This window comes from Paracoccus alcaliphilus (assembly GCF_028553725.1).
In the GTDB taxonomy this organism is placed as follows: Bacteria; Pseudomonadota; Alphaproteobacteria; order Rhodobacterales; family Rhodobacteraceae; genus Paracoccus; species Paracoccus alcaliphilus.
Genome location: NZ_CP067124.1, coordinates 1,171,633 through 1,188,081, shown reverse-complemented (window position 1 = coordinate 1,188,081; position 16,449 = coordinate 1,171,633). Strand labels below are relative to the sequence as shown.

Sequence of the window (16,449 nt, the reverse complement as noted above, 5' to 3'; positions counted from 1 at the left end):
GTCAGAATCCAATTTCCAGGGCACGGCGGACCAGATTGCCCCCGGTCAGCACCAGCAGCACAAGCGTCCAGCGCCGAAACTGCCCCAGATCCAGCCGGTCCTGCAAGCGAAAGCCCGCCTGCATCCCGGCAAAGGCGGGCAGGCACAGCAGCGCCGACAGCGGCAGCGTCTGCGCGTTCAGCACGCCGGAATACAGATGCGCGACGGTCAGCACCACGGCCCCGATCAGGAAAACGACGCCCTGCACCCGCACCTGTTCGGCCTTGCCGATGCCGATCGACAGCAGATAGACGATCAGCGGCGGCCCCCAGATCCCGGAAACGCCACCATAAAGCCCGCCGACCGCGCCCGAGACGATCTCGGCCCGGCGCTGGCGATGGACCGGCAGTTGCAACGGCCACCCCGCCAGTTGCCACCCCGCAAAGGCGATGATCGGCACCCCCAGCAGCAGATACATCAGCCATTGCGGAATCCGCGTCGCGAACCCGGCCGAGATCAGCATGAACACGATGACCATGCCGATATGCCAGCGGAACCGCACCACCGATTCACGCGCCGCCTGCGGTCCCTGCCGCAAGCCCTGCTGGATATTGGTGAACAGCACCGGCAGGATCAGTGCGGCCAGCGCCGTTGTGGCAGGCATGATCGAGCCGAAGGCCGACATCATCACCATCGGCATGGCAAAGCCTATCGCGCCCTTCACGAAGCCCGAAAAGGCGGTAATCGCCATCGCCGCCCAGAACTGCCAAGGCTCCAATCCAAACATGGCGGCAAGCTAGCTTGGGGCGTCGGGAATGAAAATGCCGTCATTGTCTGATCTTGCGGCAAATGGGTAAACGCGTTGGTCATTTTTGTGCGCCACACGCGCCGTTGACGCATTATAGTTGCGCTGCGCTTGCGAAGGCTTTATCCATTGCTGCAATGCCGCAAAAGGACGAATCGATGAAAGACATGCAGCACCAGACCGAAACCGTCCTGTCCGAGATCGAGGATCTTCAGCGCCGCGCGACCGATGCCCTGCGTCAGGTTCTGGCGCCCTCGGGCAAGGTTGACCCCGCGCTTCTGGAACAGCACCAGCATGCCGCACATGCATTGTCATGGCTGGCGACCTATGCCGAGGCGCTGAAGCAGCTGACCGCGTGGTCGGGCCGGGTCTCGGGGCGGATCGAGACGCTGATCCTGCAAATCGGTTTTGGCGAATACCTGTCTCAGATCGCCGGCGGCATCCCGATGAGCCAGACCGAATTCGCCCGGCTGTCCGATCTGGGCGTGGACTGGCAACCGTCCGAAGCCGCGCGGACGCTGATGGCGGGCAACACGCCCGAGGCACGCGCGGAACTGGCCGCGCTGATCGCCGACAGTCAGGGCAGCGCGACCTTTGGCAAGACCGGGCTGGACGAGGATCTGGAGATGATCCGCGACCAGTTCCGCCGTTGGGCCGATGACAAGGTGGTGCCCCATGCCCATGAATGGCACCTGAAGGACGAGCTGATCCCGGCCGAAATCATCGACGAACTGGCCGAGCTGGGCGTCTTTGGCCTGACCATCCCCGAAGACCTGGGCGGGCTGGGCATGTCCAAGGCGGCCATGGTGGTGGTGTCCGAGGAACTGTCGCGTGGCTATATCGGCGTGGGCAGCCTTGGCACCCGCAGCGAGATCGCGGCGGAACTGATCCTTGGCGGCGGCACGGATGAACAAAAGGCGCATTGGCTGCCGAAACTGGCCAGCGGGGAAATCCTGCCCACCGCCGTCTTTACCGAACCCAATACCGGCAGCGATCTGGGCAGCCTGCGCACGCGGGCGGTGAAGGATGGCGACAACTGGAAGATCACCGGCAACAAGACCTGGATCACCCATGCCGCGCGCACCCATGTGATGACTCTGCTGGCGCGCACCGATCCCGACACGACCGATTATCGCGGGCTGTCGATGTTCATCGCCGAAAAGACGCCGGGCACCGATGCCGACCCCTTCCCCACCCCCGGCATGACCGGCGGAGAGATCGAGGTGCTGGGCTATCGCGGCATGAAGGAATACGAGCTTGGCTTTGACGGATTCGAGGTCAGGGGCGAGAACCTGCTGGGCGGCGAGACCGGGCAGGGCTTCAAGCAGCTGATGCAGACCTTTGAATCGGCCCGGATCCAGACCGCCGCCCGCGCCATCGGCGTGGCCCAGAACGCGCTGGAGCTGGGGCTGCAATATGCGCTGGACCGCAAGCAGTTCGGCAAGGCCCTGATCCATTTCCCACGCGTCGCCGACAAGCTGGCGATGATGGCGGTGGAAATCATGATCGCGCGGCAGTTGACCTATTTCAGCGCATGGGAAAAGGATCACGGCCATCGCTGCGACCTCGAGGCCGGGATGGCCAAGCTGCTGGGCGCGCGCGTGGCATGGTCCAGCGCCGATAACGCGCTGCAAATCCACGGCGGCAACGGCTTTGCGCTGGAATATCAGATCAGCCGGGTGTTGTGCGATGCACGCATCCTGAATATTTTTGAGGGCGCGGCCGAAATTCAGGCGCAAGTGATCGCCCGCCGCCTTCTGGGCTGAGAAAGGATCGGATAAGGTGTTGGCGAATTTGCGGTTCCTCCGCAAATGAACCAATATTTTTCAGGAGCATCCGGATGTTCAAACGCCGATCCGTTGTCACCGCCGCAGCCCTTGCGGCCACCTTCACCCTTGCCGCCTGCGCCGACGATACCCCGAAAACCGCCGTCGCCGGTATCCCGATGGGTGATTATGTGATGGTCGGGATGGGCAATGGCACGGTGCCGCTGCGCAACATCACCATGCGGGTGAATGAGACCAGCATTTCCGGCGTCGGCCCCTGCAACGGCTATGGCGCGAAGAACGCCGCCGAACTGCCCGCGATGCAGCTGACCAACTTCACCAGCACCGAAGTGGCCTGCAAGGATCTGGAACTGGAGAACCGTGTGTTCCAGGCGCTGCAACAGGCGACCGAGATGGATTTCTATGGCGGCGTGCTGCGGGTGAAGGGTCCCACCTGGCTGATCTTTGAACGCGGCCTTCCGGCGTCGATGGCCGGCGGCAATGTCGTCGATCAGGCCCGCGGCAACCAGTGATCCCGGTCAGGGCGCGGGCGGTTCCGCCCCGCGCCCTTCGGCCAGCAGGCGGCGCATCAGCCGCTCGCGCGCTGCAGGCAGCTTGCGCCCGACCAGTTCCGCCGCGATCCGGCTGTCCAGAAAATGCCCGGTGATCGCCAGCGCCTCGGCCAGCCCGCGTCCGCGATTGTCGCCCGCACCGCCCAGCAATGCGGGCAACGGCAGCAGCCGGTCGGCCCATTCGCCCGCACCCGCGCGGCTGACCGCGCGACCCGAACGCGGGCTGACATAGGCCAGACCGTCACACACCCCCGTCACCGCGCAGGATGCCAGATCGAGGCCGAAGCCCATCTCGGCCAGCAGCCGCATTTCCCAGTGCAGATAGCGTTCGGCCCAGTCCTCGCCCGCCTCCATCGCGTCCAGCAGGGCCTCGGTCTCATTGGCCAGCCGGGGATGGGGATCACGCTCGGGCAGCACGAATGTCAGCAGGGCGCAGACCGCGTTCAGCCCGGCCAGCCCCAGCGGATCGCCCAGCAACCCCGCCCGCGCCCGCAGGGGTTCGGCGGCAAAGGTGCCCAGTTGATCGTCGCGCCGCGCCCGCCAGCGCAGTTGCAGCCGCGATCCCGGTTGCAGCATCGCCGCGCGTTTGCGTGACGCTCCCCCCGGCACCACACCGGCATGGCGCCCCTGCGCGGCGGTCAGGACCTCGATGATGACGGCGTTTTCGCCCAGAGGGCGCCGGGCGATCACCGTGCCGTCGCCCTGCCACTCCATCCTAGCCCTCGTCGGGCAGGGTCAGCGCGCCATCCTCGGCCAGCGGCCAGAACGGGTTCATCGCGATTTCCCAGACATGCCCGTCAGGATCGGCGAAATAACCCGAATAGCCGCCCCAGAACACCTTTTCGGGCCGTTTCAGCAGCTCTGCCCCGGCGGCCAGCGCGGCGTCGAAGGTGGCGTCCACCTGCGCCTCGTCGGGAAGGTTCTGGGCCAGCGTCACCGCCCCGGCACCCAGCGCCGCATCGGGGCGGCCCTGATCCGTCGCCAGATCCGCCAGCCCGAACAGCGCCAGCACCGCGCCCTGCATCTGATAGAAGGCCACGCCGGGCTGCGACGCACCATGCGGCTGCCAGCCCCATCGGGCATAGAAATCACGCGCGCGTTCCAGATCGGCCACGCCAAGCGTGATCAGCGTGACGCGCTGTCGGGAAATGGTCATGGGAACCCCCCTTGGGATCGCGTTGCAGACAGGCGGGCAGGCTGACATGCGCGCCCCGGTCGGGCAAGCCTATTGCATCCGGCCCGTCGCGGTGGCCTTCATGGCCTTGCGCCGTTTGGCGCTGGACTGGCTCCACAAGGCGATGGAGTACAGCACCAGCGCAGCCCAGATCAGCGGGAAGGCGATCCGGCGCGACTGGTCGAACGGCTCGCCAAAGGCCAGCACGGCGCAAAGGAAAATCAGCGTCGGCGCGATATATTGCAGGATGCCGACGGTGGACAGGCGCACCAGCTTGGCGCCGTTGGCATACATCATCAGCGGAATCGCGGTGACCGGACCGCAGCCGATCAGCAGCAACGTGTCGGTCAGCGAACCGCCTGCGAAATGCGACTGCCCGGTCAGCGACAGCCACAGCAGGATGGCCACGGCAAAGGGGCACAGCAGCAGCACCTCCAGCGTGAAGCCCTGATTGGGGCCAAGCGGCAGGCTTTTCTTGCAATAGGCGTAAAACCCCCAGCTGAGCGTCAGCCCCAGCGCCACCACCGGCAGCCGCCCTGCCTGCACCGTCAGGATGATGACCGCCACCGCCGCCAGCGTGATCGCGGCGATCTGGGCGCGGCTCAGCCGTTCCTTCAGCAGCACCGCCCCCAGAAAGACGCTGAACAGCGGGTTGATATAGTAACCCAGCGCCGCCTCCATCGCTTGATCGTTGGCAATGGCCCAGACATAGATCAGCCAGTTGACCGAGATCAGCACCGCCGTCAGCGCCGCCATCGCCAGCAGGCGCGGCGCGCGCAGGGCCGCGATCACGTCATCGGAACGGCGCTGCCAGATCAGCACGGCGGCGGCGATGGGCAGCGACCAGATCACCCGATGCGCGATCACCTCGACCGGCGGCATATGGGCCAGCCCCTTCATGTACAGCGGCAGAAAACCCCAGAAGGCATAGGTCAGGATCACAAGGACCAGACCACGGGGCGAATCGCTGTTGGGATCGACGGGGGCGCTCATACAGATTGCATATGCTGCAATCTGTGCCCACGCCAGAGGCCAGATCACCCGCCTGACGGGTCAGGCCAGCCCGTCCTCATCCAGCAGGGTGCGGCCTTCGCGGCTTTCGACCTCGATCACCCACAGATCGTTGTCATAGCCGCGCTGGCGACGGATGGCCTCGTCGATTTCGCGTTCCGGGCCCTCGGCGGTCATGCGCCACGGACGGGTGTCGGTCTCGAAATCCCATTCGCGCAGGTAAAGCCGGGCGGTGCCGTCCAGCAGCGCGCATTTCACCATCACCGCGCCCGCCACGTCATCGCCACGCGCCACGACATAGGCCGGGATATTCGCCAGCCCCAGCCTGGTCAGATAGGCGCTGACCCAGACGCCAGCCGCCAGACGCGCATCAGCCATCGCCGTCCTTGAAATCCAGCCCCATCTCGGTAAAGCGTTCGGCCTCGTCCAGCCAGTTCTCGCGGACCTTGACCTGCAGGAACAGATGGATGCGGCGGCCCATGAATTCTTCCAGTTCGGCGCGGGCAAGCTGGCCCACGGCCTTAATCGTCTCTCCGCCCTTGCCCAGAACGATGCCCTTGTGGCCGGGGCGGGCGACATAGACGATCTGGTCCACGCGGGCCGATCCATCCTTGCGTTCCTCCCACGCCTCGGTTTCCACCGTCAGCTGATAGGGGATTTCCTCATGCAGGCGCAGGGTCAGTTTCTCGCGGGTGATTTCGGCGGCGATCATGCGCATCGGCAGATCGGCGATCTGATCCTCGGGGTAAAGCCACGGGCCTTCGGGCAGCGCCGCCGCCAGCCAGTCGCGCAGGTCGTCGCAGCCATAGCCCTTTTCGGCGCTGACCATGAAGGTGTTGACGAAGGGATAGGCCGCGTTCAGTTCGGCCGACAGCGCCAGCAGCGTCTCGGCCTTGACCCGGTCGATCTTGTTGATGACCAGCGCGACGGGGGTGCGGCTGTCCAGCCCCTTCAACTGTTCGATGATCGCGGCGGTGCCATCGGTCAGCCCGCGATGCGCCTCGATCAGCAACAGGATCACGTCGGCATCGGACGCACCGCCCCAAGCGGCGGCGACCATGGAACGGTCCAGCCTGCGGCGTGGACGGAAGATGCCGGGCGTATCGACAAAGACGATCTGGCTGACACCTGCGATGGCGATGCCGCGGATGCGGGCGCGGGTGGTCTGGACCTTGTGGGTCACGATCGAGACCTTGGCGCCGACCATGCGGTTCAGCAGCGTGGATTTGCCCGCATTGGGTTCCCCGATCAGGGCGACGAAGCCCGCGCGGGTCTGGGTATCGGTCATTCGTGTCCCTCCAGCCGGGCCAGCAAAGCCTGGGCTGCGGCCTGTTCGATGCTGCGTTTCGTGCCCGCCCCGCGTGCCTGCGCCTCGCGCCCATCGGCAAGGCGCACGGTGATCAGAAAGGTCGGCGCGTGGTCGGGGCCGGTGCGTTCGGTCTGTTCGTAAGCGGGGGGCGGCATGCCATTGGCCTGCGCCCATTCCTGCAACGCGGTCTTGGCGTCGCGCGGATCATCCTCGATGCTGGCCAGCCGGGTTTCCCACAGCTTCAGCACCACCTTTTGCGCGGCGCCGAAGCCCGCATCCAGATAGACGGCGGCCAGAACCGCCTCCATCGCGTCGGCCAGCAGCGCCTCTTTGCGCCGCCCGCCCGACATCATCTCGGACCGGCCCAGCTTCAGGACATCGCCCAAGGCGATCTCGCGCGCGACGGCGGCGCAGGTCTCGCCCCGTACCAGCGCGTTATAGCGCGGCGCAAGCTGGCCCTCGGACGCGGTATGGTCGGCTTTCAGCAACGCCTCGGCCATGACCAGCCCCAGAACCCGGTCGCCCAGAAATTCCAGCCGCTGATTGTCGGGCCGGGTGGCCGAGGCGATCGAGCCATGTGTCAGCGCCCGGATCAGCAGTTCGGGCCGCGCGAATTCGTGGCCCAGACGGACCATGAAGGCGCGGGTATCGGCCGAAGGCTTCAAAGCACCGCCTTGAAGAAGCGGTCGGCCCGCCAGGTCCAGAAATACAGCAGCGAACTGCCCGCGGACGAGAACATGATCCGGTCGGCGCGGCCGATCAGATACTCTGCCGGAACGAAGCCAAGCCCGCCGATCTGGGCCGGAAAGCGCGAATCCTCGGAATCGTCGCGGTTGTCGCCCATGAAGAAATACTGACCTTCGGGGACGGTGAATGTGGCCGTATCGTCGGCCACCCAGCCATCGGTGATGTTCAGCACGTCATGGCCTGCCGCACCCGGCAGCATCTCGGTAAAGCGTTCCTTGACGCAATCGCCACCCTCGGGCACCGGGTCGTTGCCGCAGCGCGGCACCAGACCCTGCGGGCCCTGCCGTTCCTTGGTCTCGACGAAATCGCCGGCGGGGGTCAGCGGCACCTCTTCGTCGTTCAGCCACAGCCGCCCGCCGCGCATCTGCACGGTATCGCCCGGCAGGCCGATCAGGCGCTTGATGAAATCGACATCGCGGGTCGGATGACGGAACACGACGACATCGCCGCGCTGAGGGTCCGACGCGAAGATGCGCCCCGAAACCGGACAGATCGCGAAGGGGCATGAATAGCGCGAATAGCCATAGGCCATCTTGTTGACGAACAGGAAATCGCCGATCAGCAGCGTGTCCTTCATGCTGCCGGACGGGATCCAGAACGGCTGAAAGAACAGGGTGCGGAAAATGCCCGCGATCACCAGCGCCCAGAAGATCGTCTTGATCGTCTCCCAGATGCCTTCTTTCTTGCGGACTGCTTTGTCAGCCATCAATCTGTCCTTCATTTGCGGATCGCGCGTTCATGGTCCCCCGATGGGGGCAAAGTCAAGCATGCGGATCGGATTCGGGCGCGACCCGGGCGGCAACCGTGGGCCTCAGCGCGGCCACCTCTGCCGGCAGGGCCTCGATCACCACCATGGCCTGCGCCCAGGGGTGATCGTCGGTCAGCGTCACATGAACCACGGCGCGATGGCCCGGCGGCGTCATCGCCGCCAGACGGTCGGCTGCCCAGCCGCTCAGTTCCATCACCGGCTGCCCGCCCGGCAGATTGCCCACCGCCATGTCGCGCCATGCGATGCCCATCGCCAGCCCGGTGCCAAGCGCCTTGCTGCATGCCTCTTTCGCTGCCCATCTCTTGGCCAGCGTCCCGGCCTCGTCCCTGCGCCGCGCGGCACGGGCCAGTTCGGTGGGGGTAAAGACGCGATTGCGGAAACGGTCGCCAAAGCGGTCCAGAACACCCTGAATCCGCTCGATATTGGCCAGATCTGTGCCGATGCCCAGAATCATACGGAAACCCGCCCCGTCATTCTTCGGCGGTCCCGGTGGTGATCTCGCCCGTCTGCTGGTCGATCGTAACGCTCAGCCGATACCAGCCGTCATCGGGATCACCATCGGTATATCGCTGCGCAGGCAGGCTGAGCACCAATCCCTGTTCGGGGTCATAGCTGGCCTCGTGCCCCGCGAAGTCGAGGTTGTAGAAGCCCAGCCCGTTATCGGCCTGAACGACGCGGCATTGGCGAAAGCCGACCTCGTCATGCGGCGGGCTGACGATCAGCAGCCTGAAGGCCCCGCCCGCCGGTTCGATCATGTCCAGCAGCGCGACCCGGATCCGGCCCTCGCCAAAGCTGGCGGTGTTTTCCTCCCACGGCTCGGCGATGGTGTCGGCGCGGGTGGCATCGCCGCAGGGTTCGACCACCGGACCCTGCGCAAAGGCGGGCGCGGCCAGCAGGGCAAGGGCGGCCGTCAGGCGGAACATCATTGCCGGGCCTCATCCATCTTGCGGCGCATTTCGCGAATCGCGTCGCCCAGCCCGACAAACACTGATTCGGCGATCAGGAAATGGCCGATGTTCAACTCTTTGATCTGGGGCAGCGCGGCGATGGGGCCGACCGTGTCGAAGGTCAGCCCGTGGCCCGCGTGAACCTCCAGCCCCAGTTCAGCGGCCAGCCGCGCGCCTTCGGCCAGCCCGGCCAGTTCCGCATCGCGTTCGCCCATACGGCCCTCGGTGTCCAGATCGCAATAGGCGCCGGTATGCAGTTCCACCACCGCCGCACCGATCCGGGCCGAGGCCTCGATCTGCGCGGGTTCGTGGCCGATGAACATCGACACGCGGCAACCGGCATCGCGCAGGGGGGCGATGAATTCCGCCAGCCAGGTTTCATTGCCCGCCACGTCCAGCCCGCCCTCGGTCGTGCGCTCTTCGCGCTTTTCGGGGACAAGGCAGACGGCATGGGGGCGGTGGCGCAGGGCGATGGCCTGCATCTCGGCGGTGGCGGCCATCTCAAGGTTCAGCGGCAGCCGCAGCCCCTGCATCAGCGCGTCGATATCGGCGTCCGAGATATGGCGGCGATCCTCTCGCAGATGGGCGGTGATACCGTCGGCCCCGGCCTCTTCGGCGATGCGGGCGGCGCGCAGAGGGTCGGGCCACGGCGTGCCGCGCGCGTTGCGGATGGTGGCGACGTGGTCGATATTGACGCCAAGGCGCAGCATGTCATGGCTCCGGTTGGTAAGCGTTGCGGGGGCAGTCTATAGCGGCGCGGGGGGCGGCGCCAGTTCCGTGGTCACCGCCCACCAGCCATGCCGCAACAGGGCGGCGGCGGCGATATCGGCGGCCCGCGCATCGGCGAAAATGCCAAAGCAGGTCGCCCCCGAACCCGACATCCGCGCCAGCCATGCGCCCTGCGCGGTCAGCGCCGCCAGCACATCGGCAATCACCGGGGCAATGGTCAGCGCCGGGGCCTGCAAATCGTTGCGCGTGGCCGCCAGCCAGTCCGGCAGCGCATCGGCGCGGGTGAAATCGGGCAGCGGCGGCAGCGGCGCGTTGTCGCGCCACGCCAGCGCCGCAAAGACCTGCGGCGTCGGGATCGCGATACCGGGATTGACCAGCACCAGATGCAGCGGCGGGAAATCCGCCAGCGGCTCGACCCATTCCCCGATCCCGCGCATCCTTGCGGGACGCGATGCAAGGCAGACCGGCACATCCGCCCCCAGCCGCTGCGGATCGGCGGGCAGCGCATGGCCCATCCGCGCCAGACCCCGCAGAACCGCCGCCGCATCGGCCGAGCCGCCGCCGATACCGCTGGCCACCGGCAGGTTCTTGATCAGCGTGATATCGGCCTGCCCCCCCGCCAGACGCGCGGCTCGCAGGCACAGGTTGTCCTCATCGGTCAGGGCGGGCGCGAAAGGACCGTCCAAATGCAGGCTCAGCGGGCCGGGGCGCAGCTGGATCTCATCGCCCGCCCAGGCAAAGACCACCAGCGAATCCAGCAGATGATACCCGTCATCGCGGCGGCCGGTGACATGCAGCGCAAGATTCAGCTTGGCCGGTGCAGGCTCGACAACCACAGGGACGGGCACCAGCGCGGACGGCATCGGATCACTCGTTCCGGGCGCTGTCCACCCGGGGTCTGGCCGGGTCGGCGTGCTTCGTCTCACGCTCTTCATCGGCCAGAATCGCATCCAGCCCGCGATCCAGCTTGGCCCGGATCCGGTCGGGATCGACATCGCCGCTGTCGGTGGGTTCCAGCGACAGGGCGCGGCGCCACTGAATTTCCGCCTCGCGATGGCGGCCCACCTTCCAATAGATGTCGCCCAGATGATCATTGACCAGCGGGTCCGAGGCCATCGTGCCGATCGCCTGCTCCATCGGGGCCACGGCCTCGTCATAGCGGCCCAGCCGGAAATAGGCCCATGCCAGCGAATCGAGGATATAGCCATCGCCCGGCGACAGTTCCGCCGCCTTCTTGATCATCTCCAGCCCGCGTTCCAGATTCTCGTTCCGGTCGATCCAGCTGTAACCCAGATAGTTCAGCAGGCTGGCCTGATCGGGATTGATCTCGATGGCGGCCAGCAGGTCGGCCTCGGCACGGTCGAAATTGCCCGAACGCTCCAGCGCGATGCCGCGGGCATAAAGCGGGAACCAGCGGGCCTGTGCCGGCATGTCCTTCAGCAAAGACAGCGCCTTGTCATAGGCGGGCACGGCCTGCGCGAATTTCTCTTGCTGGCGCAGCAGATCGCCAAGCGCGATCCACGCCTGCGGCAGATCGGGATAGGCGGCGGTCAGCGACAGGGCGGCGCGTTCGGCCTCGTTCGGGCGGTCGGCGCGGGACAGGGCGTCGATGCGGCTGAGTTCGGCAACGGGGCGCACCTCTCCCTGACGGCGCAGGGCGTCGAATTCGGTTTCGGCAAGGTCGAATTGGTGGCGTTCCTGCAACAGCTGCGCCACCAGCAGCCGCGCTTCGCCGGTTTCAGGCGACAGCCAGGCGGCCAGTCGGGCATGGATCAGCGCCAGCGGTTCGGGTTCGGGGCTGCCCGACAGGGCACCGGCGAAGGTCAGGAAAACCTGGGAAATCCCGTCCGCAGGCGTCTTGACCACATCAAAGGCCACCGGCGCGCCTGCATGCAGCCTTTCGCGCAGCATCAGCAATTGCGGTTCAGCCTCGATGCCCGGCACGCCGTCCAGCAGCGCCACCGCATCCTCGCGCCGGTCAAGCTGCGCCAGAACCTGCGCGCGGGCGATGATGCCCAGCAGATGCGAGGCGACGCCATTCTGCGACAGCAGCGCCTCGGCGCCCTCATAGTCGCCGACCATCGCCCGAACCAGCCCCAGATGGTATTTCACGATCGAGCCGACACCGGGCAGTTCCGACAGCTTCTCGAACTCGGCCAGCGAATCTGAGGCCCGGCCCGCGCCCAGCAGCGACCAGCCATGGATCATGCCGACCAGCAGATCGCCCTCGCCCACAGCCGCCGCGCCTTCCTCATCCAGCAGCGCGGCCCATTCGCCCTGCTGCACCAGCTGCGCGCGGTTCACCAGATGGGCCAGCTCGGTCTCTCGGTCGTCCTTGGCCATTTCCGAGGCCAGCTTGACCGCGCGGCTTACCTCTCCGGCGGAAATCATCGCGATCAGGGCGTTGTCCTGAAGGTATTGATCGCCCGGATCATGCGCCACCGCCCGCGCGAAATAGCGGGCCGCCGCGCGAAAATCGCTTTGCACCGTGGCCATGCGCGCCGCCAGATAGGGTCCGGCCAGCCCGAACATCGGCGGGCCGGGTTGGGATGGCGCATCGCCCTCAGCCTCCTCGGCCGCCAGATCGGCGGGCCGGGGTTCGGGACGCTGCAACGGGTCCTGCGCCCACAGAGGCAGGGCAATCCCCGAGATCAGCAAGGCAAGCAGGGCAAGTTTGGGGCGAATGGGGCTCACGTGGTTCATCGCATTGACAGCAAAGGCATTGCCGGGACCCTAACCCGATGGCGGGCGCGCGGCAATGTCAGTGCCCCTTCCCCCGATCACATATTCGGGTAATTCGGCCCGTCCGCGCCCTGCGGGGTTGCCCAGTCGATGTTCTGGCTGGGGTCCTTGATGTCGCAGGTCTTGCAGTGGACGCAGTTCTGAAAGTTGATCTGAAAGCGCGGACCGTCAGGGTCCTCGATCACCTCATAGACCCCCGCCGGGCAGTAACGCTGCGCCGGTTCGGCATATTCCGGCAGGTTCACCGCAATCGGGATCGAGGGATCTTTCAGCCGCAGATGGCAGGGCTGGCTTTCTTCGTGATTGGTAAAGGAAAACGCCACATTGGTCAGCCGGTCGAAGGACAGTTTCCCGTCCGGGCGCGGATAGTCGATCGGCTTGAAATCCGCCGCCTTGCCGGTCGCCTGCGCATCCGTCTTGCCGTGTTTCCACGTCCCCAGCGGGTTCCAGCCGGTCAGGTTCGCCACCCACATATCAAACCCACCCAGCGCAAGGCTGGGCCACAGGCCAAGCTTCGACCAGATCGGCTTGACGTTGCGGACCCGCTTCAGGTCCTTCGCGATCTCGCCGCCGCGCACCGCCGCGTCATATTCCTCCAGCCGGTCGCCCTCGCGGCCCGCGGCGATGGCCGATGCCGCCGCCTCGGCCGCCTCGATGCCGGAAATCATCGCATTGTGGTTACCCTTGATGCGCGGCACGTTCACCAGACCGGCCGAGCAACCCAGCAGCACGCCGCCGTCGAAGCTGAGTTCCGGGATCGACTGCCAGCCGCCCTCACTGATCGCCCGGGCGCCGTAGGCCACGCGCTTGGCCCCCTCCAGCAGTTCCGCGACCATCGGGTGATGCTTGAAGCGCTGGAACTCCATATAGGGGTAAAGATGCGGGTTGGCATAGTTCAGATGGACCACGAAACCCACCAGAACCTGATTGTCTTCAAAGTGATAGATGAAAGACCCGCCACCCGCGTTCTTGCCAAGCGGCCAGCCCATCGTATGCACGACCCGGCCCTTCTGGAACTTCTCGGGCGAGACCTCCCAGATCTCCTTCATGCCAAGGCCGAATTTCTGCGGCTCGTGGCCCGCCGACAGGTTCAGCTTCGCCATGATCTCCTTGGCGAGGCTGCCGCGCACGCCCTCGGCGATGAAGACATATTTGCCGTGCAACTCCATGCCCGGCTCGTATTGCGGGCCGGGCGTGCCATCGGCTTCCAGTCCCATCTCGCCAGCGACGACGCCCTTGACCCGCTTGCCGTCCCAGACGATCTGCGACGCGGCCATGCCGGGAAAGATCTCGACGCCCAGTTCCTCGGCCTGTTCGGCCAGCCAGCGGCAGACATTGCCCATGCTGACGATAAAATTGCCGTGATTGTTCATCAGCGGAGGCATCGGCCAGTTCGGCACCCGGATCTGGCCCGCCTCACCCAGAACGTAGAAATTGTCGTCCACGACCTCGGTGTTCAGCGGCGCGCCACGCTTGCGCCAGTCCGGGATCAGCCGGTCCAGCCCCGACGGATCCAGCACCGCGCCCGACAGGATATGCGCGCCCACCTCGGAACCCTTCTCCAGCACCACCACCTGCAATTCGGGGTCGATCTGTTTCAGACGGATCGCCGCAGACAGGCCCGCAGGCCCCGCGCCGACGATCACAACGTCGTATTCCATCGACTCGCGGGTGATGGTGGCTTCTTCAGTCATCGCTGCGCGTCCTCCGTCGGGCATGTGGCTGCACATGCTAGTAACCCTTAGGTCGCAGCAGAGCAATTGTCACACGACGGCAATTTGCATGTCATACGGCCAAAAGCTGCGCAAGTGGACGGCAGCGGTCTTGCATTGCCGCGTCAAATCGGTTCACGATGCATCCGACGTTCTTTCACGCCCCTGCCATTCCGAATGGCGGGGGCGTTCGATTAGCGTTGCAACTGCATCAATGGCACGGATTGCCAAGGACCCGGAAGGACAGGGCTGTGATGGAGAAGATACCAGTGACCCGCAGCGGCCATCAGCTGCTGGAACAGGAATTGAACGAACTGAAAAGCAAGGAGCGGCCCGCCATCATCCGCGCCATTGCCGAGGCGCGCGAACATGGCGACCTGTCCGAAAATGCCGAATACCATGCCGCGCGTGAAAAGCAGGGCTTCATCGAAGGCCGCATCAAAGAGCTGGAATCGATCCTGTCGCGGTCCGAGGTGATCGACACCTCGAAACTGTCGGGATCGGTCAAGTTCGGCGCCACGGTCGAGCTGATCGACGAGGATACCGAGGAAGAGCGGACCTATCAGATCGTGGGCGAGGCCGAGGCCGATATCGAACGCGGGCTGCTGAACATCCGCTCGCCGCTGGCGCGGGCGCTGATCGGCAAGGACGAGGGCGACAGCGTCGAAGTGACCACGCCCGGCGGTCAGCGCAGTTACGAAATCATCGCCATCCGCTACGAGTGATCCGATGCCGCTGACCGACCGGATCGCGATACTGGCGCAGGGCCGCGCTGCCGGGCTGGGACTGGCGCTCAGCGTGGTCTGGCTGGTGCTGGTGCTGCTGTTCTGGCTGCTGGTGCCCGGCGCGGATCAGGGCGGCAGCGGCATCGGCAGGCTGCTGGCCTTTGTCGGCGTGGTGATGCCGCTGGTGCTGATCTGGCTGGCGGTGACGCTGGCCGATGCCATCGCCGCCCTGCGGGCCGAGGCCGAGGACCTGCGCCTGCGGCTGTCGCAACTGCGCGATGGCGGGCCGCGAACCGATAACGGGCGCGGCGCGGGTCCGGTCATGGGCGGCGGCATCGCCCCCGCCCCGCCGACCAGCAGCCTGCCCGCCGATCCGGGCCGCGCCCGGCAGTCGGCCCCACCCGCCGCCCGCGCGCGTCCCGCCGATTCGCGCCAGACCTCGATGGCGCTTGACGACGTGCAGCCGGTTCAGGTGCCCGTGCAGATGCTGGTGCAGGCGCTGAACTTTCCCGATGGGCCGGACGATACCGAAACCATCGTGGCGCTGCGCACCGCGCTGAAGGATCAGGATCATTCCCGCGTGCTGCGCGCCGCGCAGGATGTCATCACGCTGCTGGCGGGGCACGACCTCTATATGGACGACCTGCCGCCGCAACCGGCCCCAATCAGCCTGTGGCACCGCTTTGCCGAAGGCGCGCGCGGGCAGGCCATCGCCGGGCTGGGCGGCATCCACGATCCGACCGCGCTGGAAATCGCCGCCACTCTGCTGAGGGAGGATGAGATCTTTCGCGACAGCGCCCATCATTTCCTGCGTAACTTCGACGTGATGCTGACCCGCAACCTGCCCCGGCTGGACGACGACCAGATCCGGCAACTGTCTGACAGCCGTTCGGCCCGCGCCTTCATGCTGCTGGGCCGCGCTGCGGGAATTTTCGGCTGAGCCTCAGACCCGCTTGCCCAGCAGCAGCACCTGCCCGGTCCACGGCCAGCCGAAACGGCCCCGCCCCTGTTCCTGAAAGCCAAGATCGCCATAAAAGGCCAGCGCGGCAGCATTGCGCGCCGCCACCTCGGCCCGCAATCCGGCGCGGTGACGGGTCCGGGCCTCGGCCTCGGCGCGGGCAATCAGCGCCCGGCCCAGACCCTCGCGCGGGCAAGCCACGGCGATGCCGTCGATCACCAGATCCGCGGTCGGGGGCGCCGGGCGATACAGCAGGGCGACCAGCCCCGGCCCACCCCGCAGGAACCCGCCCTGATGGTCGCGCCAGCCGATCACGCCCGCCACCTGCCCCCCGCGCAGCGCCACCGCGCCATTCGCCGCCGAAAAGCCACGCGCCCGGATCAGCGGGTTGCCGAAATGACGCCACCACAGCCGCCCGGCGGCGGGCAACAGCGGATCGGGGATCGGGCTGAGGATCTGCATCGGCTGGCCTTGCGTCCTTTTGCGCATCATGCAACCAAGGTG

Annotated in this window: 19 protein-coding genes; 4 read left to right on the top strand and 15 right to left on the bottom strand. The window is 66.3% G+C overall.

The genetic code is table 11. The annotated features are described in order from the left end of the window. Position 1 precedes the first annotated feature (1 nt). Positions 2-766: a sulfite exporter TauE/SafE family protein gene (locus tag JHW40_RS06110; RefSeq protein WP_090614893.1), complete on the bottom strand. Its 765-nt coding sequence runs from the start codon at positions 764-766 to the stop codon at positions 2-4. Between the two features lie 176 nt (positions 767-942). On the opposite strand from JHW40_RS06110, the gene JHW40_RS06105 reads away from it, so the two are divergent. Both JHW40_RS06105 and JHW40_RS06100 read left to right on the top strand, forming a co-directional pair. After that, positions 943-2,550, top strand: a complete 1,608-nt coding sequence (locus JHW40_RS06105) for an acyl-CoA dehydrogenase family protein (protein WP_419182461.1) — start codon at positions 943-945, stop codon at positions 2,548-2,550. Between the two features lie 74 nt (positions 2,551-2,624). Further along, positions 2,625-3,083, top strand: a complete 459-nt coding sequence (locus tag JHW40_RS06100) for an META domain-containing protein (RefSeq protein WP_090614887.1) — start codon at positions 2,625-2,627, stop codon at positions 3,081-3,083. Positions 3,084-3,089: 6 nt separating this feature from the next. Here JHW40_RS06100 and recO read toward each other — a convergent pair whose 3' ends face one another. The 13 genes from recO to JHW40_RS06035 all read right to left on the bottom strand — a co-directional run bounded on the left by recO (position 3,090) and on the right by JHW40_RS06035 (position 14,244). Next, positions 3,090-3,836: a DNA repair protein RecO gene (gene recO, locus JHW40_RS06095; RefSeq protein ID WP_090614885.1), complete on the bottom strand. Its 747-nt coding sequence runs from the start codon at positions 3,834-3,836 to the stop codon at positions 3,090-3,092. Between the two features lies 1 nt (position 3,837). Then, positions 3,838-4,272 (bottom strand): VOC family protein, encoded by a 435-nt coding sequence (locus JHW40_RS06090; RefSeq protein WP_090614937.1) that lies wholly within the window; start codon positions 4,270-4,272, stop codon positions 3,838-3,840. 75 nt (positions 4,273-4,347) lie between these two features. Beyond that, positions 4,348-5,289: an EamA family transporter RarD gene (gene rarD, locus JHW40_RS06085; protein ID WP_090614883.1), complete on the bottom strand. Its 942-nt coding sequence runs from the start codon at positions 5,287-5,289 to the stop codon at positions 4,348-4,350. A 60-nt stretch (positions 5,290-5,349) separates the two neighbouring features. Then, entirely contained in the window at positions 5,350-5,685 is a 336-nt protein-coding gene (locus JHW40_RS06080; protein WP_090614880.1) for a DUF1491 family protein, read from the bottom strand. Further along, positions 5,678-6,595 (bottom strand): GTPase Era, encoded by a 918-nt coding sequence (gene era, locus JHW40_RS06075; protein ID WP_090614877.1) that lies wholly within the window; start codon positions 6,593-6,595, stop codon positions 5,678-5,680. The genes JHW40_RS06080 and era overlap by 8 nt, the downstream gene beginning before the upstream one ends. Then, positions 6,592-7,281 (bottom strand): ribonuclease III, encoded by a 690-nt coding sequence (rnc, locus tag JHW40_RS06070; RefSeq protein ID WP_090614874.1) that lies wholly within the window; start codon positions 7,279-7,281, stop codon positions 6,592-6,594. Before rnc ends, era begins: the two co-directional genes overlap by 4 nt. Beyond that, positions 7,278-8,069 (bottom strand): signal peptidase I, encoded by a 792-nt coding sequence (gene lepB, locus JHW40_RS06065; RefSeq protein WP_090614870.1) that lies wholly within the window; start codon positions 8,067-8,069, stop codon positions 7,278-7,280. The genes rnc and lepB overlap by 4 nt, the downstream gene beginning before the upstream one ends. Before the next feature lie 55 nt (positions 8,070-8,124). Then, positions 8,125-8,586 carry a holo-ACP synthase gene (gene acpS, locus JHW40_RS06060; protein ID WP_090614868.1) on the bottom strand — a complete coding sequence of 154 codons (462 nt, stop codon included), beginning with the start codon at positions 8,584-8,586 and terminating at the stop codon, positions 8,125-8,127. Positions 8,587-8,602: 16 nt separating this feature from the next. Beyond that, complete coding sequence (locus tag JHW40_RS06055) at positions 8,603-9,055, bottom strand: hypothetical protein (protein WP_139208210.1); 453 nt, start codon at positions 9,053-9,055, stop codon at positions 8,603-8,605. Further along, complete coding sequence (locus tag JHW40_RS06050) at positions 9,055-9,789, bottom strand: pyridoxine 5'-phosphate synthase (protein ID WP_090614862.1); 735 nt, start codon at positions 9,787-9,789, stop codon at positions 9,055-9,057. Before JHW40_RS06050 ends, JHW40_RS06055 begins: the two co-directional genes overlap by 1 nt. A gap of 36 nt (positions 9,790-9,825) precedes the next feature. After that, positions 9,826-10,671 (bottom strand): 4-(cytidine 5'-diphospho)-2-C-methyl-D-erythritol kinase, encoded by an 846-nt coding sequence (locus JHW40_RS06045; protein WP_090614859.1) that lies wholly within the window; start codon positions 10,669-10,671, stop codon positions 9,826-9,828. A gap of 4 nt (positions 10,672-10,675) precedes the next feature. Further along, positions 10,676-12,502 (bottom strand): tetratricopeptide repeat protein, encoded by a 1,827-nt coding sequence (locus JHW40_RS06040; RefSeq protein ID WP_244519287.1) that lies wholly within the window; start codon positions 12,500-12,502, stop codon positions 10,676-10,678. 86 nt (positions 12,503-12,588) lie between these two features. Then, positions 12,589-14,244: an electron transfer flavoprotein-ubiquinone oxidoreductase gene (locus JHW40_RS06035; protein WP_090614853.1), complete on the bottom strand. Its 1,656-nt coding sequence runs from the start codon at positions 14,242-14,244 to the stop codon at positions 12,589-12,591. Positions 14,245-14,516: 272 nt separating this feature from the next. On the opposite strand from JHW40_RS06035, the gene greA reads away from it, so the two are divergent. Both greA and JHW40_RS06025 read left to right on the top strand, forming a co-directional pair. Next, the gene (greA, locus tag JHW40_RS06030; protein WP_090614850.1) at positions 14,517-14,987 is read left to right on the top strand and encodes a transcription elongation factor GreA; all 471 of its coding nucleotides are present in this window, start codon (positions 14,517-14,519) and stop codon (positions 14,985-14,987) included. A gap of 4 nt (positions 14,988-14,991) precedes the next feature. Beyond that, positions 14,992-15,927 carry a hypothetical protein gene (locus tag JHW40_RS06025; RefSeq protein ID WP_090614847.1) on the top strand — a complete coding sequence of 312 codons (936 nt, stop codon included), beginning with the start codon at positions 14,992-14,994 and terminating at the stop codon, positions 15,925-15,927. A gap of 3 nt (positions 15,928-15,930) precedes the next feature. Here JHW40_RS06025 and JHW40_RS06020 read toward each other — a convergent pair whose 3' ends face one another. Then, positions 15,931-16,407 carry a GNAT family N-acetyltransferase gene (locus JHW40_RS06020; RefSeq protein WP_090614844.1) on the bottom strand — a complete coding sequence of 159 codons (477 nt, stop codon included), beginning with the start codon at positions 16,405-16,407 and terminating at the stop codon, positions 15,931-15,933. Between the last annotated feature and the right edge of the window lie 42 nt (positions 16,408-16,449).